General features: G+C 67.0%; 23 protein-coding genes, 1 tRNA gene and 1 riboswitch. Of the genes, 15 read left to right on the plus strand and 9 right to left on the minus strand.

The window, feature by feature from the left end; translation table 11 throughout:
* Window positions 1-22: 22 nt before the first annotated feature.
* A riboswitch (TPP riboswitch) is annotated at window positions 23-115 on the plus strand.
* The 3 genes from B140_RS0108510 to B140_RS0108520 all read left to right on the plus strand — a co-directional run bounded on the left by B140_RS0108510 (window position 105) and on the right by B140_RS0108520 (window position 3,944).
* Window positions 105-1,607, plus strand: a complete 1,503-nt coding sequence (locus tag B140_RS0108510; RefSeq protein ID WP_026166173.1) for a bifunctional hydroxymethylpyrimidine kinase/phosphomethylpyrimidine kinase — start codon at window positions 105-107, stop codon at window positions 1,605-1,607. It overlaps the preceding riboswitch by 11 nt.
* A 70-nt stretch (window positions 1,608-1,677) precedes the next feature.
* Window positions 1,678-2,919, plus strand: a complete 1,242-nt coding sequence (locus B140_RS0108515) for an amino acid permease (RefSeq protein WP_018118940.1) — start codon at window positions 1,678-1,680, stop codon at window positions 2,917-2,919.
* Window positions 2,920-3,008: 89 nt separating this feature from the next.
* Complete coding sequence (locus B140_RS0108520; protein ID WP_083912283.1) at window positions 3,009-3,944, plus strand: magnesium and cobalt transport protein CorA; 936 nt, start codon at window positions 3,009-3,011, stop codon at window positions 3,942-3,944.
* Here the strand turns inward: B140_RS0108520 and B140_RS0108525 are convergent.
* A complete protein-coding gene (locus tag B140_RS0108525; protein WP_018118942.1) occupies window positions 3,941-4,375 on the minus strand; it encodes a PaaI family thioesterase in 435 nt (144 codons plus the stop codon). The genes B140_RS0108520 and B140_RS0108525 overlap by 4 nt on opposite strands.
* Before the next feature lie 45 nt (window positions 4,376-4,420).
* Here B140_RS0108525 and gndA point away from each other — a divergent pair, with 45 nt between their 5' ends.
* Genes gndA through B140_RS12995 form a run of 6 tightly spaced genes read left to right on the plus strand, consistent with a single transcriptional unit; the run spans window position 4,421 to window position 11,508 of the window.
* On the plus strand, window positions 4,421-5,854 hold the full coding sequence (gene gndA / locus B140_RS0108530; RefSeq protein ID WP_018118943.1) for an NADP-dependent phosphogluconate dehydrogenase: 1,434 nt from the start codon (window positions 4,421-4,423) through the stop codon (window positions 5,852-5,854).
* Window positions 5,855-5,866: 12 nt separating this feature from the next.
* Window positions 5,867-7,042, plus strand: a complete 1,176-nt coding sequence (locus tag B140_RS12315; RefSeq protein WP_018118944.1) for a DEAD/DEAH box helicase — start codon at window positions 5,867-5,869, stop codon at window positions 7,040-7,042.
* 14 nt (window positions 7,043-7,056) lie between these two features.
* Complete coding sequence (locus B140_RS0108540; RefSeq protein ID WP_018118945.1) at window positions 7,057-8,391, plus strand: hemolysin family protein; 1,335 nt, start codon at window positions 7,057-7,059, stop codon at window positions 8,389-8,391.
* Window positions 8,388-9,440, plus strand: a complete 1,053-nt coding sequence (locus B140_RS0108545; protein ID WP_018118946.1) for a hemolysin family protein — start codon at window positions 8,388-8,390, stop codon at window positions 9,438-9,440. Before B140_RS0108540 ends, B140_RS0108545 begins: the two co-directional genes overlap by 4 nt.
* A complete protein-coding gene (locus B140_RS0108550; RefSeq protein WP_018118947.1) occupies window positions 9,440-10,309 on the plus strand; it encodes a hypothetical protein in 870 nt (289 codons plus the stop codon). Before B140_RS0108545 ends, B140_RS0108550 begins: the two co-directional genes overlap by 1 nt.
* A gap of 14 nt (window positions 10,310-10,323) precedes the next feature.
* Entirely contained in the window at window positions 10,324-11,508 is a 1,185-nt protein-coding gene (locus B140_RS12995; RefSeq protein ID WP_156801706.1) for a vWA domain-containing protein, read from the plus strand.
* 7 nt (window positions 11,509-11,515) lie between these two features.
* Here B140_RS12995 and B140_RS0108560 read toward each other — a convergent pair whose 3' ends face one another.
* From B140_RS0108560 to odhI, 4 genes are all read right to left on the minus strand, one after another.
* Complete coding sequence (locus B140_RS0108560) at window positions 11,516-12,058, minus strand: MerR family transcriptional regulator (RefSeq protein ID WP_026166175.1); 543 nt, start codon at window positions 12,056-12,058, stop codon at window positions 11,516-11,518.
* Between the two features lie 119 nt (window positions 12,059-12,177).
* On the minus strand, window positions 12,178-12,759 hold the full coding sequence (locus B140_RS0108565) for a bifunctional nuclease family protein (RefSeq protein ID WP_018118950.1): 582 nt from the start codon (window positions 12,757-12,759) through the stop codon (window positions 12,178-12,180).
* Complete coding sequence (ftsR, locus tag B140_RS0108570; RefSeq protein ID WP_201797062.1) at window positions 12,756-13,463, minus strand: transcriptional regulator FtsR; 708 nt, start codon at window positions 13,461-13,463, stop codon at window positions 12,756-12,758. Before ftsR ends, B140_RS0108565 begins: the two co-directional genes overlap by 4 nt.
* Before the next feature lie 15 nt (window positions 13,464-13,478).
* Window positions 13,479-13,898, minus strand: coding sequence for an oxoglutarate dehydrogenase inhibitor Odhl (odhI, locus tag B140_RS0108575; RefSeq protein WP_018118952.1), 420 nt, complete (start codon window positions 13,896-13,898; stop codon window positions 13,479-13,481).
* Between the two features lie 1,403 nt (window positions 13,899-15,301).
* On the opposite strand from odhI, the gene B140_RS13800 reads away from it, so the two are divergent.
* The 4 genes from B140_RS13800 to B140_RS13815 all read left to right on the plus strand — a co-directional run bounded on the left by B140_RS13800 (window position 15,302) and on the right by B140_RS13815 (window position 18,176).
* Window positions 15,302-15,928, plus strand: coding sequence for a hypothetical protein (locus tag B140_RS13800; RefSeq protein WP_156801707.1), 627 nt, complete (start codon window positions 15,302-15,304; stop codon window positions 15,926-15,928).
* 1,091 nt (window positions 15,929-17,019) lie between these two features.
* Entirely contained in the window at window positions 17,020-17,343 is a 324-nt protein-coding gene (locus B140_RS13805; protein ID WP_156801708.1) for a hypothetical protein, read from the plus strand.
* A gap of 77 nt (window positions 17,344-17,420) precedes the next feature.
* Window positions 17,421-17,777, plus strand: coding sequence for a hypothetical protein (locus B140_RS13810; RefSeq protein ID WP_156801709.1), 357 nt, complete (start codon window positions 17,421-17,423; stop codon window positions 17,775-17,777).
* 21 nt (window positions 17,778-17,798) lie between these two features.
* On the plus strand, window positions 17,799-18,176 hold the full coding sequence (locus tag B140_RS13815) for a hypothetical protein (RefSeq protein WP_156801710.1): 378 nt from the start codon (window positions 17,799-17,801) through the stop codon (window positions 18,174-18,176).
* Window positions 18,177-18,975: 799 nt separating this feature from the next.
* Here B140_RS13815 and secA2 read toward each other — a convergent pair.
* Window positions 18,976-21,234 (minus strand): accessory Sec system translocase SecA2, encoded by a 2,259-nt coding sequence (gene secA2 / locus B140_RS0108585; protein WP_018118954.1) that lies wholly within the window; start codon window positions 21,232-21,234, stop codon window positions 18,976-18,978.
* Window positions 21,235-21,286: 52 nt separating this feature from the next.
* On the opposite strand from secA2, the gene B140_RS12325 reads away from it, so the two are divergent.
* Together B140_RS12325 and B140_RS0108595 are read left to right on the plus strand one after the other, a co-directional pair.
* Window positions 21,287-21,934, plus strand: a complete 648-nt coding sequence (locus B140_RS12325) for an alpha/beta hydrolase (RefSeq protein ID WP_018118955.1) — start codon at window positions 21,287-21,289, stop codon at window positions 21,932-21,934.
* A gap of 51 nt (window positions 21,935-21,985) precedes the next feature.
* A tRNA-Pro gene (locus B140_RS0108595) sits at window positions 21,986-22,059 on the plus strand.
* A 57-nt stretch (window positions 22,060-22,116) separates the two neighbouring features.
* On the opposite strand, the gene B140_RS12330 is transcribed toward B140_RS0108595, so the two are convergent.
* Genes B140_RS12330 through B140_RS0108610 form a run of 3 tightly spaced genes read right to left on the minus strand, consistent with a single transcriptional unit; the run spans window position 22,117 to window position 25,960 of the window.
* A complete protein-coding gene (locus B140_RS12330) occupies window positions 22,117-23,022 on the minus strand; it encodes a CE1 family esterase (RefSeq protein ID WP_018118956.1) in 906 nt (301 codons plus the stop codon).
* A complete protein-coding gene (locus B140_RS0108605) occupies window positions 23,019-24,641 on the minus strand; it encodes an ABC transporter ATP-binding protein (RefSeq protein ID WP_018118957.1) in 1,623 nt (540 codons plus the stop codon). The genes B140_RS12330 and B140_RS0108605 overlap by 4 nt, the downstream gene beginning before the upstream one ends.
* Entirely contained in the window at window positions 24,629-25,960 is a 1,332-nt protein-coding gene (locus B140_RS0108610; RefSeq protein WP_018118958.1) for an ABC transporter transmembrane domain-containing protein, read from the minus strand. Before B140_RS0108610 ends, B140_RS0108605 begins: the two co-directional genes overlap by 13 nt.
* Window positions 25,961-25,968 lie beyond the last annotated feature (8 nt).

Here is a 25,968-nt window from a genome sequence, read left to right on the forward strand (position 1 = left end):
CTATCCCTTCTGCTAGCCTGAACGCAGGCAAACGGGGTGCGCCGTGGCGCTGAGATCATACCCGTGGAACCTGCTCTAGTTCGGACTAGCGAAGGGATTTTGTCGTGATACCGCGCGTATTGACCATCGCCGGAACCGACCCCACCGGGGGCGCGGGCATCCAGGCGGACATCAAGGCCATCTCCGAGGCCGGGGGCTTTCCCCTCTCCGTGACCACGGCGCTGGTGGCGCAGAACACCCGCGGCGTCCGGGCCGTGCACACCCCGCCCCGGGACTTCCTGCTCGCCCAGCTCGACGCCGTGTTTGACGACGTCTCCGTGGACGCCGTCAAGATCGGCATGCTGGGCACCGCGGACACCATCGACGCCGTGGCCTCCTACCTGCGCGCGCACCCCGTCTCCCCGGTGGTGCTCGACCCGGTGATGGTGGCCACCAGCGGGGATCGCCTGCTCGACCGCGAGGCCGAGGACGCCCTGCGCGGGCTGTGCGCGCAGGCGGACGTGGTCACGCCCAACCTCGCGGAGCTGGCCGTGCTGGCCGGTTCCGCCCCGGCGCGCACCCTGGAGGAGGCCGTGGCGCAGGCCCGGCCCCTGGCGCGGGCGTGGAACACCGCTTTCGTGGTCAAGGGCGGGCACCTGGACGCCCGCCACGCGGACAACGCCCTGGTGACCCCCGATTCCGTGACCCGCGTGCCCTGCCCGAGGATCACCACCCGCCACACCCACGGCACCGGGTGCTCCCTCTCCTCCAGCCTGGCCGCCCGCCTGGTGCTGGACGCCAGCCCCGCCGCCGCGCTGCGGTGGTCCACGCGCTGGCTGGTGGAGGCCATCCGGCACGGGGGTGATCTACAGGTGGGCACCGGCAACGGCCCAGTGGATCACTGCCACCGCAGCCGCCGCCTGAGCGCCGCGGCCTGCGCCGAGCCCTGGCCGCTGCCCACGGCCTTCTCCCCGTGCCCGGAGCCGGACGATTCCTGGGCCGTGGGTCCGTGGACGCGCGCGCTGTGGCGGCTGGCACGGGAGCCGCTGGGGCAAACCTACGCGCTCTCCTTCCTCGAGGAGCTAGAGGCGGGCACCCTGCCGCGCGAGGACTTCCTGTTCTACCTGGCGCAGGATGCCCACTACCTGCGCTCCTACTCCCGCACGCTGGCCGGGGTGGCGTCGCGCTGCAGGCACCCCGAGCACGCGGCGCGCTGGGCGCGCAGCGCCGCCGTATGCGTGGAGGAGGAGGCCCAGCTCCACCGCGAGCTGCTCGGGCACGGCGGCACCGAGGCGGTGGAGGTCTCGCCCGTCACGCTGGCCTATACCTCGTTTCTGGCCGCCGAGCGCTCCTACCCGGAGGCGGCCGCGGCGGTGCTTCCCTGCTTCTGGCTCTACGCCCACATCGGGCTGCGCCTGCGCGGCGCGGTGACCCCGGATCACCCCTACGCCCCGTGGCTCTCGGCCTACGGCGACGACGCCTTCATAGCGGAGGCCCGAGCCGCCATCGGCCGGGTGGAGCACGCCCTCTCCGAGGCCTCGGAGGCCCAGCGCCTCGGGGCCGCGCGGGCGTTCGTGGCCGCGTGCTACTTCGAGCGCGATTTCTTCCGGCAGGCCTCCTGCCGCTGATTGTGTGTGCACTCACCCGAGGCTCTACAGTGTCATAGGAATTACCCACTCAAGAGCAAGGACGCTTCCTATGGCTACTCCCACGCAGCGCCCGCCGCGCGGCCTCGATGCTAGCTGGACCATCTCCCTGTTTGGCACCGCCGTGGGTGCCGGCATCCTCTTCCTGCCCATCAACGCGGGCAGCTCCGGCGTGTGGCCGCTGCTCGTGGCCACGCTGCTCATCGGCCCGATGACGTACTTCTCCCACCGCGCCCTGGCCCGCATGGTGTGCGTGTCCCCGCGCAAGGGGGAGGACATCACGGTGGTGGCGCGCGATTACTTCGGGGAGAAGATCGGCTGGGTGATCACCCTGCTGTACTTCGCGGCCATCTACCCCATCGTGCTCATCTACGGGGTGAGCATCACCAACACGGTGGACAGCCTGATCGTCAACCAGCTCGGGGGGCCCTCCATCCCCCGGGCGCTGCTGTCCGGGCTGCTCGTGGGGGCCATGACGCTGGTGCTGGTCTTTGGGCAAAAGCTCATGCTGGCGGTCACGCAGGTGCTGGTGTATCCGTTGATCTTCCTGCTGGGGGCCATCTCCCTCTACCTGATCCCCTCCTGGGACCTGCAGGGATTCTTCGGGGCCCCGGGCAAGGGGGTGTGGGCCACCGCCGCCGCGGTGTGGCTGGTGATCCCGGTCCTCGTCTTTGCCTTCAACCACTCCCCCGCCATCTCCCAGTTCTCCCTGGCCATGCAGCGCAACCACGGGGACAAGGCCACGCGCCGGGCCTCCGTGGTGCTGGCCTACACGGCCGTCCTGCTCACGGTGTTCACCATGTTCTTCGTCTGGTCCTGCTCCCTGGCGCTGGGCACGGAGGGCCTGGCGGCGGCCCGCGAGGCCAACCTGCCCGTGCTCTCCTACATGGCCAACGTGTTCGATAACCCGGTGCTCTCCTACCTGGCGCCCGTCATCGCCATCGCGGCCATCGTCTCCTCCTACTTCGGCCACGTCCTCGGCGCGGCGGAGGGCGCGGAGAGCATCGTGCGCGGGATCGCCCGGCGCGATCTTCCCGCCCGCCCCCTGACGCTGGGCGTGTACGCCTTCATCTTCCTGACCACCTGGCTGGCTGCCATCGTCAACCCCAGCGTGCTGGATCTCATCGAGACGCTCTCCGGCCCCGTGATCGCCGCGCTGCTCTACCTGATGCCCATGTACGCCATCTCCAAGGTGCCCGCGCTGGCGCCGTATCGCGGCCAGGCCTCCAACGTGTTCATCGTGATCTCCGGCCTGGTGGCCATCAGCGCCATCGTGTTCAAGATCGTGGCCTAGCCTCCTCCCCTAGCCGCCCCTCACCCCAGGCCCCAGCCGCGAGCCCCGCACAGCGGGACCGCCGCGCCGCCGGTGTATCGTCGTTGCCCATGGACGTATGCCGTACCTTTCGCGGCGGTATCCCCGCCTCCGGCCCCGGGGACTTCACCTGGGTGGACCTAGAACACCCCTCGAGCGCGCGGATGCTCGAGGTGGCCCAGCGCTTTGGCCTCGACGAGCTGATCGTCGAGGACGCCGTGACCGCGCGCCAGCGGCCCAAGGTGGAGCGCTACGATGCCCACCTCTTCCTGGTGATCCGCACGGTGGCCTACACCGAGGAACCCAGCGATCCCCGCCAGATCATCCGCACCGGCGAGGTGCACATGGTCGTGGGCCCGGACTTTCTGCTCACCGTGCGCCACGGGGCGCAGGTGGCGGGGCTGATCTCCGGCATGGATCGCCCGCTGGAGCTGGAGGATCACGGCCCCTTCAGCCTGGCGTGGCGGGCGGCGGACCTCATCGTGGAGGACTACGCCTCCATCGCGGACGAGCTGGAGCAGGACCTCAACGACCTGGAGGAGGCGGTGTTCAATCCCAGCTCGGACTTCCACATCGACGAGATCTATCAGCTCAAGCGCGAGGTCCTGGAGATGCGCCACAGCCTCGACCCCCTCCCCGCCGCGCTCCACGCGCTGCTCACCCGGCACCAGGACCTGCTGAGCAAGGAGGTGCGCTCGTACTTCCGGGACGTGGCGGACAACGCGAACATCGCGCGCGATAGGGTGGTCAACTTCGACGAGCGCCTCTCCGCGCTCATCGACGCCGGGGCCGCCAAGATCTCCCTCCAGCAGAACCAGGACATGCGCAAGCTCTCCGTGCTGGTGGGCATGGTGGCCCTGCCCACCCTGATCGCGGGGATCTACGGCATGAACTTCGAGGACATGCCGGAGCTGCACTGGTCCTTCGGCTATCCCCTCGCCCTGGCCTCCATGGCGGCCTCGGTGCTGCTGGTGCTGTGGGTGTGCCGGCGGCGCGGCTGGGTCTAAACGGTCATGGTGCGCAGCTTGCCCAGCGCCACCAGCGCGCCCTCGTGCTCCATGCGCACCTCCCAGAGCTGGGTGCGCCTGCCGCGCTGCAGCGCGGTTGCGCGCGCCACGATGGTGCCCTCGGTCACGGAGCGCAGGAAGTCGGTGGTGTTGTTGACGCCCACGATGGGCAGCCCCTCCGAGGCCACCAGGGCCGCCAGGGAGGCCACGCCCTCCGTGAGCACGCAGTAGATCCCGCCGTGGACCAGCCCCATCGGCTGCTTGTGCCGCCCGTCCACCGCCATCTCGGCGCGCACCTCGTCCGGCCCCACGGCGGTAAAGCGGATGCCCAGGGCGGCCTCCGCGCCCTCCTGGGCGCCGTTGATGATGTTCAGGGCCGCGGCGTCGAGCGGGCCCCGGGAGGCCCGCCGCATGAGTTCTTGAAAGTCCATCCCTCTATCCAAGCACCTGCGCACCCCTCGGGGTAGTCTTTTGGCATGACTGATCATTCCCAGGCTCAGATCGGCGTCATCGGACTCGCGGTCATGGGCTCTAACCTCGCCCGAAACTTTGCCAACCACGGCTACACGGTGGCGGTGTACAACCGCACCGCCGCCAAGACCGAGGAGTTCATGGCGCGCTACGGGGACGGGAGCTTCCTCCCCGCCGAGACCATCGAGGAGTTCGTGGCCTCCCTGGAGCGCCCGCGCCGCGCCATCATCATGGTGCAGGCCGGCGCCGCCACCGACGCGGTGATTAATCAGCTCGCGGACGCGATGGAGGAGGGGGACATCATCGTCGATGGCGGCAACGCCCTCTACACCGACACCGTGCGCCGGGAGAAGGAGATCTCCGCGCGCGGCCTGCACTTCGTGGGCACCGGCATCTCCGGCGGCGAGGAGGGGGCGCTCAACGGCCCCTCCATCATGCCGGGCGGCACCGAGGAGTCCTACGCCTCCCTCGGCCCGCTGCTGGAGGACATCTCCGCGCACGTGGACGGCACCCCCTGCTGCACCCACATCGGCCCGGACGGCGCCGGGCACTTCGTCAAGATGGTGCACAACGGCATCGAGTACGCGGACATGCAGGTCATCGGCGAGGCCTACCACCTGCTGCGCTACGCGGCGGGCCTGGAACCGGCGCGCATCGCGGAGATCTTTAGGGAGTGGAACGAGGGCGATCTCAACTCCTACCTCATCGAGATCACCGCCGAGGTGCTCGCCCAGGTGGACACCGCCACCGGCCGCCCGCTCATCGACGTCATCGTGGACTCCGCCGGGCAGAAGGGCACCGGCCGCTGGACGGTCAAGGCCGCCCTGGACCTGGGCATCCCCGTGACCGGCATCGGAGAGGCGGTGTTCGCGCGCGCCCTGTCCAGCGCCCGCCCGCAGCGCCGCGCCGCGCAGTCCCTGCCCTCCGGCGCGCTGGGCACCCTGGAGGACCCCGAGGGCTTCGTCGAGGACGTCCGCCGCGCGCTGTACGCCTCCAAGGTGGTGGCCTACGCCCAGGGCTTCGACGAGATCAAGGCCGGATCCCAGGAGCATGGCTGGGACGTCGATCCCCGCGACCTGGCCACCATCTGGCGCGGCGGCTGCATCATCCGCGCCAAGTTCCTCAACCGCATCGTGGATGCCTACAACGCAAACCCCGAGGTGGAGTCCCTGCTGCTGGACCCGTACTTCACCGAGCAGATCACCGAGTCGCTGGATTCCTGGCGCCGCGTGGTGGTCACCGCCACCCGGATGGGCCTGCCGATCCCGGTGTTCGCCTCCTCGCTGTCCTACTACGACAGCCTGCGTTCCGAGCGCCTCCCCGCCGCCCTCATCCAGGGGCAGCGCGACTACTTCGGCGCGCACACCTACGAGCGCACCGATCGCCCCGGCCGCTTCCACACCCTGTGGTCCGAGGACCGCTCCGAGGTGGAGGCCTAGTAGACTCGCCGGGTGACTTCTTTCGTAGACCTCGGCCTCCCCGATTCCCTCCAGCGCTGCCTGCGCTCCGAGGGGATCACCCACCCCTTCCCCATCCAGGAGGCCGCCATCCCGGACATCCTCGCCGGGCGCGACCTGCTGGGCCGGGGCCCCACCGGGTCGGGTAAGACCTTCGCCTTCGGGCTGCCCATGCTGGCGCTACTTGCCGGGGCGCCGTCCCGCCCCGGCCACCCCCGGGGCCTGGTGCTGGTGCCCACCCGGGAGCTGGCCGCTCAGATCCGGGAGCGCCTGGCCGACCCCGCCGCCGCCCTGGGCCTGCGCGTCCTGGACGTGGTGGGCGGCATCAACATCAAGCGGCACAAGACGGCGCTGGCCGCCCCCGTGGACCTCCTCGTGGCCACCCCCGGGCGCGCCCAGGACCTCATCAACCAAAAGGCCCTGTTCCTCGACGCGGTGCGCATCACCGCCCTGGACGAGGCGGACCAGATGGCGGACATGGGCTTTTTGCCCCAGGTGCGCAGGCTGCTTGACCTCACCCCCGCCGGGCAGCGGCTGCTCTTCTCCGCCACCCTGGACGGCCAGGTGTCCACGCTGGTGAACAGGTACCTCCGCGAGCCCGTGGAACACTCCACCGCCCCGGCCCAGGCGGCGGTGGACACGATGACGCACTACACGTTCCTGGTGGGCACCCGCGAGGCGCGCAACGAGGTGGTGCTGCGCATCGGCGCCCGCCGGGGCCGGACCATCATGTTCATGCGTACCAAGCACGGGGTGGACCGCCAGGTGAAAAAGCTCCAGCGCGCCGGGATCGCCGCCGCCGGGCTCCACGGCAACAAGGGCCAGTCCGCTCGCACCCGGGCCCTGGAGGGCTTCGCGGACGGCTCCGTGCCGGTGCTCGTGGCCACGGACATCGCCGCCCGCGGCATCGACATCGGCGACGTCTCCCTGGTGGTCCACGTCGATCCCCCCGCCGAGCACAAGGCCTACCTGCACCGGGCGGGGCGCACGGCGCGCGCCGGGCACAGCGGCAGCGTGGTCACCCTCGTGATGGAGCAGCAGGAAAAGGAGGTGTCCCAGCTTCTGCGCAAGGCCGGGGTGGACGCGCAGGAGTGCAAAATCACCCCGGACTCCCCCGCTTTGGCTAAGATCACGGGTGCACGTGTTCCCAAGAAGAAGGCTGGAGCGTAAGACCCGCCCCCACCATGGACATATTCATAGGTATTCTCTCCCTCCTCGGCTTCGTGGTCCTGACGGCCAGCACGGGGCTCTTCGTGGCCATCGAGTTCGCGCTCACGGGGGTGGAGCGCTCCACGGTGGATAACCACGTCAAGGAGCGCGGGGACGCCTCGGCGCGCGCCGTGCAGCGGGACTTCCGCAACCTCTCCTTCGTGCTCTCCGGCGCGCAGCTCGGCATCACGGTGACCACGCTGGCCACGGGCTTCCTCGCGGAGCCGATCCTGGCGCGGTACTTTACCCCGCTGCTGTCCTGGACGGATTCCTCGGAGACCCTCGCCCTGGTGCTGGCCATGATCGTGGCCACGGTGCTGTCCATGGTCTTTGGCGAGCTGGTTCCCAAGAACATCGCCATCACCATGCCCCTGCCGGTGGCCCGGCTGGTGGTCCACCCGGTGCACGTCTTTAACGTCTCCTTCAAGTGGTTCATCAACTTCCTTAACGTCGCCGCCAACTGGACGGTGCGCCGGATGGGCATCGAGCCCGCCGACGAGCTCGCCTCCGCGCGCTCCCCGCAGGAGTTGGGGTCTCTGGTGCGCAACTCCGTGGGCGTGGGCGGCATCGACGCCACCAAGGCCGAGGTGCTGGAGGCCTCCCTGAAGTTCGGGGAGACCACGGCCGAGGAGCTGATGACGCCGCGCTCCACCGTGGACCTGCTCCAGGCCCAGGAGAGCGTCAGCCACCTCATCGCGCTGAGCCTGGACACCGGCCACTCGCGCTTCCCGGTGGTCAACGGGGACTTAGACGAGACGCTCGGCGTGGTCCACGTCAAGGACGCCTTCTCCGTTCCCGCAGCGGACCGCCACCGGGTCACGGTGGGCTCGCTGGCCCGCCGGATTCCGGCGATCCCCGAGTCCCTGGGCGGGGACGCGGTGCTCAAGGCCGTGCGCTCGGCGGGCTCGCAGATGGTGCTGGTGGCCGACGAATACGGCGGCACCGCGGGGATCATCACCATCGAGGACGTGGTGGAGGAGATCCTCGGGGACGTCTACGACGAGCACGACGACCAGGTGGCGCAGCGCGACTTCCAGCGCTTCGGCACGAGCTGGGAGGTCTCCGGGCTGGTGCGCACGAACGAGCTGGCGGAGGAGATCGGCTACCACGCCCCGGAGGGGCCGTATGAGACCCTCGGCGGCCTCATCATGGCGCAGATCGGCCGCATCCCCAAGGTGGGCGACGCCACCGTGCTGGGCGATTCCTCGGGCCGCTGGATCGCGCGGGTCTCCGGCATGGACGAGCGCCGCATCGACCGGGTCATCTTCACCCCCATCACGGAGGAAGAGGCAAAGGAGTACCAGCAGTGAGCATCCTGACCACCGTGGCCCTGATCGCCGCCCTGCTGCTGGCCAACGCCTTCTTCGTGGCCAGCGAGTTCGCCCTGATCTCCTCGCGCCGCGACCGGGTGGAGGCGCTCATCGCCCAGGGCCGGGCGGGCGCGCCCCGGGTGCTCTACGCCACCGAGCACCTCTCCCTCATGCTGGCCGGCGCGCAGTTCGGCATCACCCTGTGTTCCCTGGTGCTCGGCAAAGTCGCGGAGCCCGCCGTAGCGCACTTCGTGGAGGAGCCCTTCAGCGCCCTCGGGGTGCCCGCCAACCTCATCCACCCGCTGTCCTTCGTGATCGCGCTGGCGATCATCACCTTCCTGCACATCCTCTTCGGGGAGATGGTGCCCAAGAACATCGCCATCGCCGGGCCGGAGACGCTGGCGCTGTGGCTGGCACCGGGCATCATCGGCTGGGTGCGCGTCACCCGCCCGCTCATCGAGCTGCTCAACTGGATCGCCCGGATCACGCTGCGGCTCTTTGGCATCGAGCAGAAGGACGAGCTGGATTCCACCGTGGACCAAAAGCAGCTCGCCTCCATGATCGCGGAGTCCCGCGCGGAGGGGTACATCGACGCGGAGGAGCACGCGCGCCTCAACAAGGCGCTGCGCTCGGAGAACCGCAGCCTCAAGGAGGTCATGATCCCCCTGCCGCAGGTGCGCAGCCTGGACTTTGGCCGCAGCGGCCCCACCATCGCGGACCTGGAACGGCTGGTCCAGGACACGGGCTTTTCCCGCTTCCCGGTCACCGGGCGCGACGGCTCCTACCTGGGCTACATCCACGTCAAGGACGTCCTCGGGTGGATGTCCTCCTCGTCCCCGGACGCGGTGATCCCGCGCAGCCAGCTGCGGCCGCTGATCTTCGTGGACGGCCAGGAACCCCTGGATCACGCCCTGCACACGCTGCACCTGCGCTCCGCGCACATGGCGCAGGTGCGCGATCGCGGCGAACTCATCGGCATCGTGGCGCTGGAGGACCTCATCGAGGAGTACGTGGGAACCGTCACCGACTGGACGCACGAGGAGGCCTAGTGCGCTACCTGGTTCCCGCCCAGTGGCGCGCCCGGATGCGCGAGCACGCCGACCGCGCGGACGCCCTGACCCGCGCCCACCTGGAGCGCCGCCGCAACCACCGCAAGCACCCGGTCTACGATTTCCTCTTCGACTACTACCAGGTGCGCCCCGGTCAACTGCGCTCCTGGCATCCCGGCCTGGGCACCCAGTTGCTCGGTCAGCCCCCGCACGCCGGGTGGCGGGACTACCGCCGCGAGCAGCCCGTGGGTGTGGACGTGGACGCCTTCCTCCGGAGGCGCGGGGAGGGGGTGGCCAAGATCGGTGAGCTGCTCTCCCGCACCGCCTCGAACCCCGCGCGCTTCGATTGCTTTGGCCTGCACGAGTGGGCGATGGTCTACCACGGCACCCCGCGCCACGATCTGCCGCTGCGGCTGGGCGCGCGCACCAACGAGGTCGTGGAGGAGCACAGCCTGCGCTGCACGCACTACGACGCCTTCCGCTTTTTCACCCCGCCCGCGCGCCCCCTCAACCTCACGGTGCTCAGCCGCCCCGCCCAGGCGCAGCACGAGCAGCGCGGCTGCGTCCACGCCACGATGGACCTCTACAAGTGGGCGCACAAGCTCGGCCCCCTGGTGCCGGGCGACCTACTTCTCGACGCCTTCGTGCTCGCCCGCCGCGCCCGGGTGCTGGACATGGAGGCCTCGCCGTACGACGTGCGCGGGCTGGGGTTCGGGGTGGTGCCCATCGAGACCCCGGAGGGCAAGGCCGAGTACGTGCGCAGGCAGCGCGAGCTGGCGCACGCCGCGGAGCCCATCCGCGACCGGCTCATCAAGATTGTTTCTATCGTCAAAGACGCTAAACTTCTAGCTAAAAGTGAGACTACCTAAGGGAGGACTGCTCGGTGCCCGGTCAACATAGGACAGAAGCTAAGAGTCACGGGGCGACGATCACCACGATCATCGTCATCATCCTCGTGATCCTCGCGGTAGTCTGGTGGCTCTTCTACCACAAGAACGATTCCTCCGAGTCCTCCCAGGCCCAGGGCGCGTGCGAGAACCCCACGGTCCTGCACGTCGCGGAGCAGTACCCCGGTGCAGCGGACATGTTCCTGCGCGACTTCTCCGAGGAGTGCGTGACCCCGGAGCTGGTGAGCTCCCCCTCCCAGGCCCAGGTCTACGTGGCGGTGGACTCCCCCGCCGCGGACGCCGCCCTCGCGGAGCAGGGGCTGAGCCGCTCCCCCGAGCCGCCCAAGGTGGTGGGCAGCACCCCGGTGGGGCTGAGCACCCCGCAGGCCCCCGAGGGCGAGGTGGACCCCCAGTCCGTGTACTACGGCAGCGATCCGGCGGTGGCCCAGGCGGCGGCCTCCGCGCTGGCCGGGGACCCCGAGCAGGCCGAGTCCCTCGTGACGCGCGACTCCCAGGTGCCCGCACCAGAGGACCCCGCCGTTCCCCTCGCCGTGACCTCCTTGACCAACCCCGAGGGGCGCGTGTTCACGGCGCTGCCGGGCGCGGAGCTGACCTTCTCCGCCATCGAGGTGAACAACCCGAACCTCCCCGAGGGCGCTCAGAACGATGAGGGCGAAAACTCCGAGAACCCCGACGCCACCGAGGCCGCGCCCGCGCAGCCGCAGACCCTCTTCCTCCTGGACGCCTCCGCGCAGATGGCGCCGCAGTTTGACGCCACCCGCGCGCGCCTGGCCGAGGAGGCCGCCGCGCTCGAGCAGCCGGTGGCGCTGTGGAACTACTCCTCCCCGCTCAACCCCGGCGTCACCCGCCCGTGGCGCGATAACGTGGGCTTCGGCCCCGCCCAGGAGATCACCCCCGTGCTCAACGGCTTTGGCACCGGCGGCATTCCGCTGACCCGCACCTCGGTGCTGGCGGCGCTGCGCACCGCCGCCGAGCAGGCGCAGGCCACGGGCCAGCCCGCGCGCGTGGTGCTGTTTACCTCCGGCACCGCCCCCGAGGACCTGGATGACGCCGCCTTTGGCCGCCAGCTTGCCTCCACGCTAGAAAACCCCCAGGTCTCCCTGGAGGTTGTGCAGGTGGGCGATCAGGCGGACCCGCTCCTTACGGAGTACGCCCGCTAAGCAGCGGCTAGGAGGACTTGCGGGCCCTCCGGGCCGCGAGTTCGTCCACCGCGATGACGTTGCTTTCCCCCGCGATGCGCTCCGAGGGGAAGGCCGCGATGGTGCCGGAGAGCTCCTTGACGATGCCCGGCACCGCGATACCAAAGACCCCCTGGCCGCCGCCGAGCAGGTCGATCACCTCGTTGGCGGAGTGGCACTCGTACACGGTGGTGCCGTCGGAGACCAGGGTGATCTCCGCGATGTCGTCCACGCCGCGGTCGCGCAGCCGCTCCACCGCGAGGCGGATGTTCTGCAGGGAGATGCCCGTGTCCAGCAACCGCTTGACGATCTTGAGCACCAGGATGTCGCGGAAGGAATAAAGGCGCTGCGAGCCCGAGCCCTGCGCCCCCCGGATGGAGGGCTTGACCAGGTTGGTGCGCGCCCAGTAATCGAGCTGACGGTACGTAATCCCCGCCACCTGGCAGGCGATGGGCACCCGGTACCCGACCTCTTCGCCGGGGCCGAGGTCGAAGAGTGATTCCTGCACAGGGCGATCCTGGTTGTTGCTCACCGTCAGTACTCCAATGATCTGTAGGTCTTTGGCTTTTTATTCAATGCCAAGGTTATCCCAAGGTCAAGTGGTGACCGCGCGACACGCCCAAAACTTAAACCTCAAGTTGAAGTTTAGACCTAGCCCTCATCGTTGTCATCCCCCTCGTCCCCCTCGCCTCCGGACAGATCCTCCTCGGAGACCCCGAGCTCGCGCATCATGCGCTCGAAGTCGGCGTCCGCCTGCGCGTCCCCCGAGGCGGAATCCTCCGCCCCATGCGCATCCTCCGCGCCTTCCTCCCCAAAGCTCAGGCCCAGGTACTCGCGCAGCGCGGAATCCGCCGCGAAGAAGGAGAACTGGGTGAGCACGTCCTCGGAGACGGAGAAGGGCAGGCCCAAAAGCTGGGCCACCATGAGCGCGTCGGAGGGGCGGGCGTCCACCTCGGTGCCGTCGCTCAGCGTGATCTCGGCCACGAACACGCCCTCGAAGGCGCTGGTGATGCCCACCTTTTCCACCCCGATGGCGCTCAGCGCCTCCGCGAGCAGATCGACGGTCCCGGGGCGGCGCGGGACATAGCCCGCCGCGCGGGCCTCGATCTCCGCGGCCGCCGCCGGCGCGACCCACAGCGGAAGCAGCCGGTTGCGCTCGGCCCAGCGCAGGACCACGCAATAAAAATCCTCCGGCCCCGTGCGGCGCACGCCGTGAAACTCTACCGGGATCATAGATCCAGCTCGTCTCGCAGGGCCTTCTTGAACAGGGAGGCGTGCAGGGAGACCACCAGCGCGCTCATCTGCTGGCTCATCTCCTCGGCCTCCTGCTTGGCACTCTGCGAACGGGACTTGGCCACCGGCCCGGCCACCTGGCCGATCAGGTCCGCCTGGCGCCGCGCGGCGTTGCGCAGCGAGCGCAGGTGGCGCTCGTCGAAGCCGAAGCCGCGCAGGGCCTCGGCGTTACTCACCACCGTGACGTCGTCCGCGGTGAACATACCCGCCGCATCCGGGCTGATGAGCCGGGCGGCCACGCACTCCTCCACCACGGACTCGGCCACGCCCGCCTTGCGGGCCACCTCCACGTCCGTCAGGCGGAACGGGGAGCTGCGGAAGTTCTCCGGGGAGACCAGCGAATGCGAGATCGCGGTCACCTGCCCGGAGTCCATGGCCTCAAGCTGCTCCCGGATGACCTTCAGCGGGAGGTAGTTGTCGCGCTGCGTGGTGAGGATATAGCGAAGCCGCTCCACGTCGTCGTCAGTGAAGCGACGGTACCCAGAGGACGTCCGCTGGGGGGTCACCAGCCCCTCGGACTCCAAGAACCTAATCTTGGACACGGTGACGTCGGGAAACTCCTGACGCAGCCGCTCCAGGACCACGCCGATGGACATCGTCTTCTTCGGCTTCGGCGCGGCCGCCGCCTTAGTTACAGCGCTCATACAACAACAAAGGGGTTACTTGGCGGATAGATAAACCAGACGGAACTTGCCGATCTGAATCTCATCGCCGGTGGACAGGGTCTCGGAGTTGCGCGGCTCGCGGTTGACGTAGGTGCCGTTGAGGGATCCCACGTCCACCACCTCATACTCGCCGTCGTCGGTGAGGCGGAACTCCGCGTGGCGGCGGGAGACGGTCACGTCGTCGAGGAAGATGTCCGACTCCGGGTGGCGGCCCGCGGTGGTAGTGGCCTGGTCCAGGAGGAAGCGGGCGCCCGCGTTCGGGCCGCGCTTGACCACGAGGAGAGCGGAACCCTCCGGGAGGTTCTCCGCGCTCACGGCGGCGGGCGCACCCGATTCCATTTCCTTGAGCAGGTCGGCGCGGAAAACCGAGGTGGTTTCCACCTGCGGCTGGCCGGTCCCGGTGTTCTCGCTCATCTTTTAACCTCCACTTGTTGAGTCAACGCCAACTTCACATCATAGCGATGTTATGAAGCGCATGGGGGTTGTCGCCCCTAGATGCCTCTCTTCATGTATCTCACCTGGTGAAACCTAAATCTGTCAACCTACCGTGTCCTGCAGGGGTGCGTGGGATAGGGCCGGTTGGGCTTCAAGGTGATGGGTTAATGATAAAACCCTAGCCTGCCAGTTTCTCAAGTATGTTCGATAGGTCTGGGGCTTGCGCTGCGCGTGCTCGGATGTAGTGCCGTCGTGTGACTCCTGTATCTCCAAGGTGTCCGAGTTGTGCTGCGGCTTCTACGTCTGAGGCATGTCGTTCGATGAAGGTTGAAGCGTTCTGTCCTTAGCTGAGGTAGGAACTAACCCCAGAAAGCTTCACCAATCAGGGCAGCACAAAAGGCAAAGGCCATGCCCCTGCAACGTCCGAACTGAAAAGTTCAACCCCCAGACAGCAACCAGCCAACCAGCACTGAAGCCGAAGAAACTGTCGCTCCCAAGGTCCACCCCTCGATGTAGACCCCACGCCACAAGAGGTAGCACCAGCTAAAACCTCCCCCATCCTCGAGACAGCAATCTCATCGTGCGGAGACCCGAGCTTACACCAGTTTGGAACCGCTTTTCTGCACTGATGGCACCAGCTGGTGGAGTGAAACGTGTGACAGTCAAATGCGTGCAGCATGGACGCCTCAGCAGTACCCGGAGGTAGAGGAGGCCGTACCGCTCGGTGAGTTCGTCCCGGCTGCGCCTTACGCTGAGCCGACATTCAACCCAGACTCCGGCGATGGCTCCAGCCCCGACCAACCGCTATCCCCAGCATGTGTGCGATTCCCCGACCAGTTTGGGTGCTAACCCTCGCAACGCACTCGCCTACAGCGGAAATCCCCTCTTCGGGTCTCCAAGCGGCCTACGCGGAGGGCGTTCAAGCGCGCCTAACCACCTATCAAGATTACGGGTGCCAGAATCAGTACACTGCGGGAAGGAGTGATGGACTGTTTCATCGCACGACGATACCGCCGGAACGGTGCCCTAGCGTTCCGGCGTGCAAGTCCTTGCCGCACCCCGAATCAAGAGAAGCCTGAATACGAGTAGTCCCGTTTCCCGCACGAGCAAGTCTCCACCAGAGCAGCCTCCAGTACCCCGCTTCACCAAGGTTCATCCTTCGAGTCATAACTTGGACTGCCATGCCCCCACGGGAACATCCACTGCCCCACCCTAGAACGGCACGACACCAGCAAAAGGTCCACACGTTATATGGCCGATCTCACCTGCGTAACCTACTTTCGGACACCCCCAAAAGGGCCTAGGGAAATCACCATTCCTTGACTCGGAAAAATTACATATACACACTGGATCATGCACATGTAATCAAGCAGGGAGCCAACATGAAGATCGCAAAGCGATCTCTCTCCGCACTTTTCGCAATATCCGTAGCTTTTTCCTCCGTGAGCGTTGCAGAGGCAGCAGAAAACCCCTCGTCCGTAAATCAGGTTTCCACCCATACCCTGTCATCAGAAGAGGAACAGATCGCTGACGAACTCGCAGCAGGCTTTGAGTATTTTTACTCAAATGTCGTTTCTCAAGATGAGAATGGCGAATGGCATGTAAACGAACAAGAAGCCGTATCTGTCGCCCCCGAGATTGATCCTTCCAACCTCGAGCTGATGGCGGAGATGCTCAACGAGGACGATCCCTTCACTCCGCGCAACAGTTCATTCCGAGCTGCAGAGTGGGACTGGGCCGCCTACGCCGAGTGCGTCCTCGCTGGAATGCTCCCCTTCCCCCTTCCCGATCGCGAGAAAACCGTCGAGATCGGGAAGAAATTGAAGGATCGACACTTCCGAGAAGCAGCCGAGCTGATCGTTCGCGTCTACGGAGAAATGGCCGCGAGTGGAACCCTCGGCTACGGTGTCGAAGGAGCAATCAAGGCCATGGGAGGCTCCAACCCCGCAGTCTTGGCGGGACGTCTCGCTGTTGCTGCCGGAAGCTGTGCAGTAACGGGCCAAGGGTAGCATAGACGTGTTTGGCTACACTCCGGAATATATCGACAAGGAACTTGATTATATCCGGGACGGTCCCATAACTCGAACCAAGCAGCGAACCTATATTATTGCTGTTTGGTCGGGGTGGGGTGGTGGGCATAATTATTTCCTCGGACAATACGCTCGAGGAATCGCACGAAGCGTACTTCTCCTACTTACCCTGGATGCCATTTTCCGACTCCACTCGGTGTGGCTTACAGCCTTGTACATCGCCATAATCATGGCCCTGACATTTCTGAGCATTTTCTTCGTAGCCAAGAGCAATCCAGATACAAAACCCTATAACACTAAGACTGGCCCATTTTTTTATGCCTGGTCGGCGTACTTTATCTGGAATATATTCTGGGGCTGGAACTACTGGAAAGTGCCAACCAAGGAGCGAATCAAAAACTAATTATTCAGGAGTTACCATCTCCACATAGGAGGCTTCTTCTCCGCCACCCCCGGTTGTGACATTTAACTGGGGGTAGCGGATCATTCTTTCGTACAGACCGATGGCGAAAGGATGATCCTTCATAGCCCCTGAGCCCCCTCGCCCAGGAGCCCATCCTGGGCGAGGGCCACAATCATTGTCGGTGCACTGGCGGTCCTCGGTAGGTTCGCCAGTGGCGGGGTGCTTCGCATTCTCAGGGCGGCGATCATTCTTCCTGGCGGGTGGTGGTTGTGCTGCGAGAAACAGGACAGGATTGCTTGCAAGCAAGTTTCCACCAGAACAGCCCCCTCAACCTCCCATCCCCCAACGCTCATCCTTCCAGCCATAGACTTGGTTTATACCCTGCAGCCTAGAGAGCACGGATCCCCCGCAATCAGTCCCACCATGAGTGGCATGGTATATAACTCGAGGCCTGGCGGCCCGCCCATTTCCTGGAACCTACCGCTTCCAGCCTCCCGCCTGCAATCGTGTCACAGCAGAAACCTACCGATCACGCCAACGGAGGGAGTGACCTGACACATATAAAGGTTCAGACTTTTTGGTGATCAACCTCACCCGTATAATCATACTTCGTACACACCCAGAAGGGGGCGCATAAACCACATGCATTACAGCCCGAGAATCATTGATGTACCCTGGAGAAGAACCGAAAGAAAGGATACGGAACCCAAAAATAAAATCTTCAAGGACAGGCATTTTCAACAAAAGCCAGGAAAGGTTGAAACATGAAAAATCACGAACCATCAAGGCTATCGCAACCGGAACTATGATTGCACTGGCATTCACCGAAAATATTGCTAGCACAGAAACCGGCGAGACGGAGAAAGAAACTGTCTGGATTGAAGAAGCGGCGGCTGAGGCCCTAGAGAACATGTCAGATGAGGATCTGCGGTTCATCGAAAAGGTGGCCTCCATTGGTGAACACTATCAGGCCAAAAAGACGGGAAACTGACTGTTGATCTCACCGATGAAGAGATCCAGCCTGAGTATGGGTTCTCCGATGAAGAACTTCAACAGCTTCATGGAATCATGAACCTGAATCAAGAGACTCTTAACCAGAACAAGAGCGACCAACGGTTCATCACTCCGTATGACCACAGAATCGTTCACATCTCCCACCAGGATCTGACCGTCGGCGCTGCCGTAACCCTGGTCACGGCAGCAGAAGCAGGCCCTGTCGCGCTGGAAGCTGCCTTCGTAGCCTGGGGATCCATTCAAGGTGAGCCAGTCGGAACAGCTATTACAGGTGCCATCGCAGTTCTCGGTACCGGGTTTTTCATCGATCTTGCAGCTAAGATCCTCGCTGCGGTCGCGAGTGGGCGTGGCTTGACCCTCTATGGTCGTGCTGGATTCCCACCTCTCGTGGTTGAAGTCGAAGAAGACTAACGCAACAGAGGGAGTTTCATCATGCATAATAAGAGTCTGTTCAATCGTGCACCAGAGCTAATCTGGGCGGTATTATCAGCTTACGCTTCGGTCAGCATTGAGCGTTATAGCTGGAGCGGTTTTCTGCATGAGACACCTTACCCGTGGATGTATGGAGCGCTTTTTGTTGTCATTTTCTCCGCAGCTCTAGCATCCGCGTCGAGGAAAAAGGATCCTTGGAAAGATGTTATTCGTGTGATATTTTTCTTTGCGGCAGTAATTTTTATTACCATCGCATTCCCGAATGATATTGCGCGAGTATTTACGATAGGGTTTGGCATTCTTCATTTTTTCCTGCCGACTCTCTCCATCTCGTCTCGGGGCAAGAGTCTCATCCATTCCTCAAAGAAAAAGGCGTGAGACTGATTAAGAGTTGAGGTGCCAATCTGAAGATAGTTGGTGCCTCAATTCTTCTTACCTATCACCCCTTAGTTCCATGCCGTGGGCATGGTTTCTTCTCGGTGTTCATGGCCGGTGGGCAAGCGGTGTTTGCCTGATGATGCAGACCCTGCAGTCCCTTCAAGAAGCGCTCAATATCGCCGTGGGGTGCTGTGGGGCACTCACGGGAGACGCTTCAGGACGTGCCCTGTGCGAGTGCGCCCCTGCCCCACAGCCACTACCCGTGATGCCACGGTGGGCGGTGTTCCCTGACCCCGATGCTGCTCCCGCTGTTACGTGTATGACGGCGGGGTATTCCTCTAGGACGCGATCTTGCTGTCAGGCCAGGTGCATAAGCTTGTAGAGTTCACCGCGGGTGGTGCCGATATTGGTCTTAGTTCCCTCGTGGTGGAGGGAGTCGTATCCGCCACCGTGAGGGGCTTGCCTGGCCTACCCAGGATCTCTCACACCCCGTGTATAGCGGGGGCACCTGGTCAGTCATCTGCGGGGTACCCCCACCGGCAGGCGCGGCGCACGCCGTGGGGGTTCTCGCTCATGATTCTATGATGCGCGCACCACCGGGCAGCGTCGCTTTCCCCGGCGTACTACTTAGAGCGCCGGGGGTCATGGTGTCGATGGTGGTCCCCTCGGATATTTATGCCTCCTGGCCACAGGTATTACCGAGACAGACTTGTGGATCAGGGCGCATAATCCCCACCGGTTGGTGGCCTCATCACCGGTGTGGTCTCCGGATCATAACGATGCGCGTACGATCAACATGCTACCGGAAGATATTTCCGATGCCGCGCACCACGGAATTGCCCCCCGCCAGGGGGTTATCGGAGACCATATAGGTCCATGTGGCCGAGGGGCGCACCAGGCCGTGATCCTCCAGGTGCGCACCGTCCTCGTCGATGCGCACCTCCTTAAACGTCTCCACCGCCGCGTCCACGGCGCGCTGCGCCAGCTCCTTGAACTCGCGCACCGCGATGCGGTGGTACTCGTCGATGGGCGTCTCCCGGGCGATCGCCCGCAGGTGGATGGACTCGCGCACGTCGTCCATGAGCGCCAGGTGATCGGCCCACGCGGCGTCGAGGTGGTAGAGCATGATCTGCCGCGCCGCCTTGTGCGTGGCCTGATTGCCCCCGCTCACCTCGGCGGCCCGCTCCGGGGCCCGCTCGGCCAGCTCCTCCCACGCCTGGTCGGTGTCCAGCAGGCGGGCGCGGCGGGCGTCGATGATCTCGCGCTGATCGGCCAGCAGCCTGTTGTACTTCCAGGTCTGGGCGTGGATCTCCAGCAGTTGCCCCTCGGTGACGCGCTGGCAGTGCTCCACGAAGTCCTGGATCTTCTTCTGCTCGATGCGCCCCTGATGGTCCGGCTGCGCGGTGACCTGCTCCCCCGCCCCGCCGGTGAGCACCACGTCGTCCTCGAGGGAGACGAAGAAGAGGGAGAGCCCCGGGTCCCCCTGCCGCCCGGCGCGCCCGCGCAGCTGGTTGTCCAGGCGGGCGGTGCGGTGGCGCGAGGTGCCGATGACGGCCAGGCCCTCGGTCACGCCCTCGCCCAGGCGGATGTCGGTGCCGCGCCCGGCCATCTGCGTGGACACGGTGACCCTGCCGGGCTGCCCGGCCTGGGCGATGATCTCGGCCTCCTGGGCGTCGTTCTTGGCGTTGAGCACGGCGGCCTCGATGCCGCGCGCGGCCAGGGCCTGGGCCAGGGCCTCGGACTCGGCCACATCCTGCGTGCCCACCAGCACGGGCTGCCCGGTGCCGTGCAGCAGCGCGATCTCCTCCACGATGGCCGCGTTCTTCTCCTCCATCGTGGCGTAGATGCGGTCCGCCTCGTCGAAGCGCCGCAGCGGCTTCTCCCTCTCGATCACGGAGACCCGCAGGTCGTAGAACTGCCGGAGCTGGTCGGTGGCCTCCACCGCCGTGCCGGTCATGCCGCACACCAGGGGATAGCGCCCCATGAGGGCCTGGAGGGTGATCGTGTCGAGGATCTTTCCGCCCTCGGTCACGCTGAGGCCCTCCTTGGCCTCCACCGCAGCCTGGAGGCCGTCGGGCCAGCGCTGTAGGTCGGCCACGCGGCCCCGGGAGGCGTCGATGAGCTGCACCTTGCCCTCGCGCACGATGTAGTGGACGTCGCGGTGCAGCAGGGCGCGGGCGTGGAGGGCGAGGTTGACCTGGATGAGCGTGCCGCCCACGTGCTCGTCGTCGTAGAGGCTCTCGATGCCCAGGGCGCGCTCGATCTTGTGCGCGCCCTGCTCGGTGAGGAACACGTTGCGCTGGTCCTCGTCCGTGGTGTAGTCCTCCTTTTCCCGCAGGCCCCGCACCACGTCGGTGATCTGGCCGGTGGGGGCGGCGCCGGGCTGGTTTCCCGCCAGCACCAGCGGCACCAGGGCCTCGTCCACCAGGACGGAGTCGGCCTCGTCCACCAGGGCCACGTCCGCGGGGGCCTGCACCGCCTGCGCGCGCTCGGTGACCTGCTGGTCGCGCAGCACGTCGAAGCCGATCTCGTTGACCGGCCCGTAGACCACGTCGCGCGCATAGGCCTCGCGCCGCTCCTGCGGCCCGAGCCGCTGGGTGATCGCGCCCACACTGACCCCGAAGAACTCCACCAGCGGGCGCATCCACTCGGCGTCGCGGGAGGCCAGGTAGTCGTTGACGGTAATCACGTGGACGCGCTTGCCCATCAGGGCGAAGCCGGTGGCGGCCATCGCCCCGACTAGGGTCTTGCCCTCGCCGGTGGCCATGTGCACCACGTCGCCCTCCAGCAGGCGCAGCACCGCCTGGGACTGCACCTTGAAGGGCGTCATGCCCAGCGTGCGCCGCGAGGCCTCCCCGAGCACCGCGAGGAACTCGGCGGGGTCCTTGAGCTGCCCCCCGGAGGTGGCGGCCCGGGCGCGCTCGCCCAGTTCCTCCCGGCTGCACTCCGCCAGCCCCTCGGAGCGCGCGGCGGCCTTATCCGTGATAGCGATGCTGCGCTTCTGGTTCCTGCTCGATCCCGAGCCCATGGCCTTCCAGAACCAGTCAAATGCGCCCATAACGTGATGCCTTCCGTAGCGTGCGGGTTACAACCCCCATATCCTAGTGAAAATGCGTTCCCAACACGTCCGTCTCCCCTTCACCGAGGGCTCTCTCGACGCCCCCGACCACCCGCAGGCCTACGCCCTCATGGCGCACTGCTTCGCGGGCTCGCGGCGCAACCTCGCCACCGCGCGCATCAGCAAGCGGCTCGCCCACCACGGCATCGCCACCCTGCGCTTCGACTTCACCTCCCTGCTGCTCAGCGAGAACATCGCGGAGCTGCGCGAGGCCTACGGTTGGATGGAGCGGCACCACGCCGCCCCGGGCCTGCTCGTGGGGCACTCCCTGGGCGGGGCGGCCGTGCTGCGCTCTGGGCTGGGCGCCGCCCTGGCCACCGTGGGCACCCCGCGCGACCCGCACGCCTCGATCCTGCCTTACGTCAGCGGGGACAGGGCGGTCATCGGCGGGTACCCGGTGGGGCTGCCCGCCGGCTTCCTCGACGACCTCGCCGCGCACCCGCCGCTGCGCGATCTCCCCGGCCCGCTGCTGGTGGTGCACTCCCCCACGGACGAGATCGTCCCCTGGGACGAGTCCCTCGTCCCGCACGCGTCCTGCCTCAGCGTGGAGGCCGATCACATGCTCACCGCCCCGGGGGCCGCGCACCGGGTGGCGGACCTCATCGACGCCTGGTTTAGGGCCTGTGTGCTGGGGATTTAGTAAAATAAGCACACTGCTGTAACCTGATTACTCGTTGCAGACAATGCACGGCGGACTGTGGCGCAGTTTGGCAGCGCACTACACTGGGGGTGTAGGGGTCGCAGGTTCAAATCCTGTCAGTCCGACTCTTAAAAAAGAGGGCCCTCGCGGCCCTCTTTTTTGTTTCCCCCGTTATTCCTCTTTTATTCCTCCTCCACCCCGAAGAACTCCAGCAGCGTCTCCGTGGCAAAGCGCGGGGGCACAGTGGCGTTCTGGTCCTCCGGCTTGCCGTCCCAGATGTGCACGCCGCCGTAGATGGTGTAGAACTCCGTGCGGGCGTCGCAGCCCTGCCACACGGTGCGCTCGATGGTCTCTCCCACCATCTTGGTGATGGGCTCCCGGCACTTGTTGCGCGCCACGTCGGCCTCCCTGGCCTCCGCGATGGAATAGTAGCGGGCGCCGTGGCGCGTCCCGCCGTCGAAGAGCATGGCCTGGTCCGCCGTGCCGTGGATGGCAAGGGTGGGCATGGGGGCCTCCGAACAGCCGTCGCGCAGGCCGTCGTAGTTGGCGGAGGACACGGACGCCACCGCCTTGATCACATCGTCCGCCCGGCAGCCCAGCAGGGTGGCAAAGCCGCCGCCGTTGGACATGCCCGCGGCAAAGACGCGCTCCCGGTCGATGGGGTACGTGCGATCCAGCCGCTCAACGATGTCGCGCACCAGGGTCTCGTCCCCGCGATTCTCGTTGGTCTCGGCGTACGGGCCGCCGCCCCACGCGCGCGCGAGGCCGTCCGGGTACACCACGAGGGCCTGCGCGCCGTCCATCTGCGCGTACTCCTGCATGAGCACGGCGGTCTCCTGCCACCCGTGGAACATGAAGATCACGGGGTATCCGGCCTCCGGGGCCGGGCTGGCGGGGCGCGAGAGGATCAGGGAGCGGTTCAGCCCGGCGGACTCCAAGGCGATGACGGAGCTGTTTCCGGGCTCGGTCTCCGGGAAGGGCTCGTAGCCCGTTTCCTCCTCCTTTTGCACGGACACGAGTCCCACCAGGGAAAACCCGGCGATGATCCCCACGGCCACGAGCGCAAGAACCGCGCGGAGCTGCTTCATCCGCGGCGGCCCCTCGTCCAGGCCTGCCAGAGCCGGGCGTACTGCTCACCGCGCGCGAGCAGCTCCTCGTGGCTGCCCTGCTCTATCACCTCGCCGCTTTCCATAACCAAAACCTTATCCGCTAGGGTCGCCTGGTCAAGACGGTGGGCCACCACCAACACCGTGCGGCCCCGCATCACCTCGGCCGCGGCGGCGTCCAGGCTTCCGGACTCGGCGGTGGCCTCGTCCATGATGACCAGGGCGGGATCGAGCAGCAGCACCCGGGCGAGCGCCAACTGCTGCGCCTGCACCGGGTCCAGGGGCTCCTCCCGATCCAGGTCCTCGGCCCAGTCCGCCCCCACCCGGCGCAGCGCCTCCCGCATGCGCTCCTCCGAGGCCTGGGTCAAGGCGAGGTCCTCGCGCGGGGTGCCAAAGACGTGCACCTCCTGGGAGATCAGCGCCACGCGCCCGGCGCGCTCCCTATCGGACAGGCGGGATACCTCCACTCCGTCGATCAACGCCCGCCCCTCATCCGGCACGCGCAGGCCCGCCAGCAGGGCCGCCACCGTGGTCTTGCCCGCCCCGGACGCGCCGACGAGCGCCACCACCTGGCCGTCGAGCCGCAGGTCGATGCCGCGCACGCCCCCGTCCCCGTAGCTCAGGCAGGCGCGCTCCAGGCTCGCGCGGCCCGTGGGCTCCCCCACGCCGGTGTCCTCCTGCGGCCCGGCCTCGGGCACGCCGGCGATGCGCGCGAGGCAGGCGTAGGCGGACTGCACCGTGTCGAGCACCCGCATGAACATCATGACCGGGCCGCGCAGCCGAATCAGCATGAGCAGCGCCCCGGTCACCGTGCCCACGCTCAGGTGCAGGCCGTGGCCGATCAGCAGAGCCAGGGCGAGCGTGAGGAACTCGCACAGGGTGATCCACGCCTGCAGCGTCACCAGGGTGCCGCGCGCGTGGATGCCGCGCTCCATCACCGTCCGGGAGGACTCGCGTATCCCCCGCCGGATCTCCTCCTCCATGCCGTAGGCCCGCACCGTCTCCGCCCCGTGGACGGCCTCGAGCACCCGGCGCGCCCTGCTGCTGCGGGCGGCGCGTTCCTCGGCGTAGCTCCGCGGTGCCACCGCGAGGTATCGGCGCGCCCCGGCGTAGTACAGCGGGGCGACCGCGAGCACGCCCAGGAAGCGCCAGTCCACGGAGGCCAGGGCCACGGCGGTGCTGAGCACGGTGAACAGGCAGCTCGAGAGGATGGGGACGGTGCCGGTGACCGCCGAGGACAGCTCCGCGACGTCGTCGGTGGACCTGCTGACCAGGTCCCCGGTGCCGGACTCCTCCACGCGGTGTATGGGCAGGGCCAGGGCGGTGCCCACCATCGTGGCGCGCAGGGTGGCGATGCCGCGCTCAGCCTGGGTGGAGACGAGGTAGAAGCCGGAGGCGCTGAGCAGCGCGGCCCCGAGCGCCGCGCCCACCAGGCGCGGGGCCACGAGGGCCACCGCCTCGCCGTCCACGAGGCGGCCCATGAGGGCGGCAATGCTCACGCTGAGAGCGGAGCCGCAGAGCAGGAGGACGATTCCCGCCGCAAAGCGCGGGGTGGGCCGTATCTGGCGGCGGATCTGCGACCACGGGGCTACGGGGAACATGCCGCCTCCCGCCACGCCGGGGCCTCGCTATACACCAGGGTGGTCAGCCCGCTGCGCTCGGCGCGGACCCGCCGGGCGATGGTGTGCTCGGTGACGGAGTCCACGGCCGTGGTGGGCTCGTTGAGCACCAGGATCGGGGCCCGGGTGGCGATGGCGCGGGCCAGGGCCACGCGCTGGCGCTGTCCGCCGGAGAGCGCCGCGCCGCCCTCGCCCACGTCCCTGTTGGGGATCTCGGACCCCGCGGCGACCCACAGGGCGTGGCGGGCGCGCTCGGGGTCGGGGTGTACGTTCTCGTAGACCGTGCCGTCGAAGAGGTGGGCGCGGCGCGGGGCCACGATCACCCCGGGGCCCGAGGCATACGGGCACTCCCCGGAGCGCACCTCCAGCCCGGAGCCCTCCGGGGCCTCGGCGGGGGTCGGGGCGGGCGGGGCGTTCAGCACCGCGCGGATGCGCTCGGCGCTGGCCTGCGCGGCGGCCCAGCGCGAGGCGATGTTCTTGCCCAGCATGGTCATGGGGTGGATGATGAATTGCGCGATGCCCACCACCGCGATGAGCTGCCCGATGCTTAAGTCCATGCGCGCGGCGGCCAGGGCGATGCCCACCACGTAGAGCAGGCCCACGGCGTCCGTGGTGGCGTTGAGCCTGGCGTGCGCGGCGTTGGCCGCCACGGCGCGGCGATAGGCCTCCTCCGAGGCGTCACCGTAGCGGCGGGCGGCCGCCCCGGTGACGCCGAGGCCCTTGAGCGTGCGCAGACCGCCGAGGATCGAGGTGGCCACGGAGGCCGCCCGGGCCACGGAGGCCTGGCGGGCGACCGCCGCGCGGCGCAGGGGCCTGGCGGCGCGGAGCGATACCCACACGATGAGCGGCCCGCCGCAGAGCACGGCCAGGCCCAGGGGGACCGAGACGGTCACCAGGGCCACCGAGGCATACAGGATGGAGGCCACCTCGGCCACGGGAAAGACCATGAGCATGACGGCATCCGCCACCCGGCGGGTGTCCACGCTGGCCACGGAGAGGAAGGCCCCGGGCTCCATGCCCGCGTCCAGGCGGTCGGTGACCCTCATGCGCAGCTCGTGGTCCTTTTCCTGCACCGCGCGCAGCGCGAGGCAACGGCCCCGCCAGGCGCACAGCGCGTTGACCGCGAAGAGGCCGAGCAGCGCCGCCAGCCACGGCCAGAGCGGCTCCCGGGAGGCGATGGAATGATCGATGGCGCGGCCCACCACCACGGGGGTCAGCCCGTTGCACACGAAAGAAAGGGACATCAGCGCCCCGGCGAGCAGGGCGCGCCGGGAGACGATGGTGCGAAGCAAAAAGAGCACGGGGTACC

This window comes from Corynebacterium mastitidis DSM 44356 (assembly GCF_000375365.1).
GTDB classification, from domain to species: domain Bacteria; phylum Actinomycetota; class Actinomycetes; order Mycobacteriales; family Mycobacteriaceae; genus Corynebacterium; species Corynebacterium mastitidis.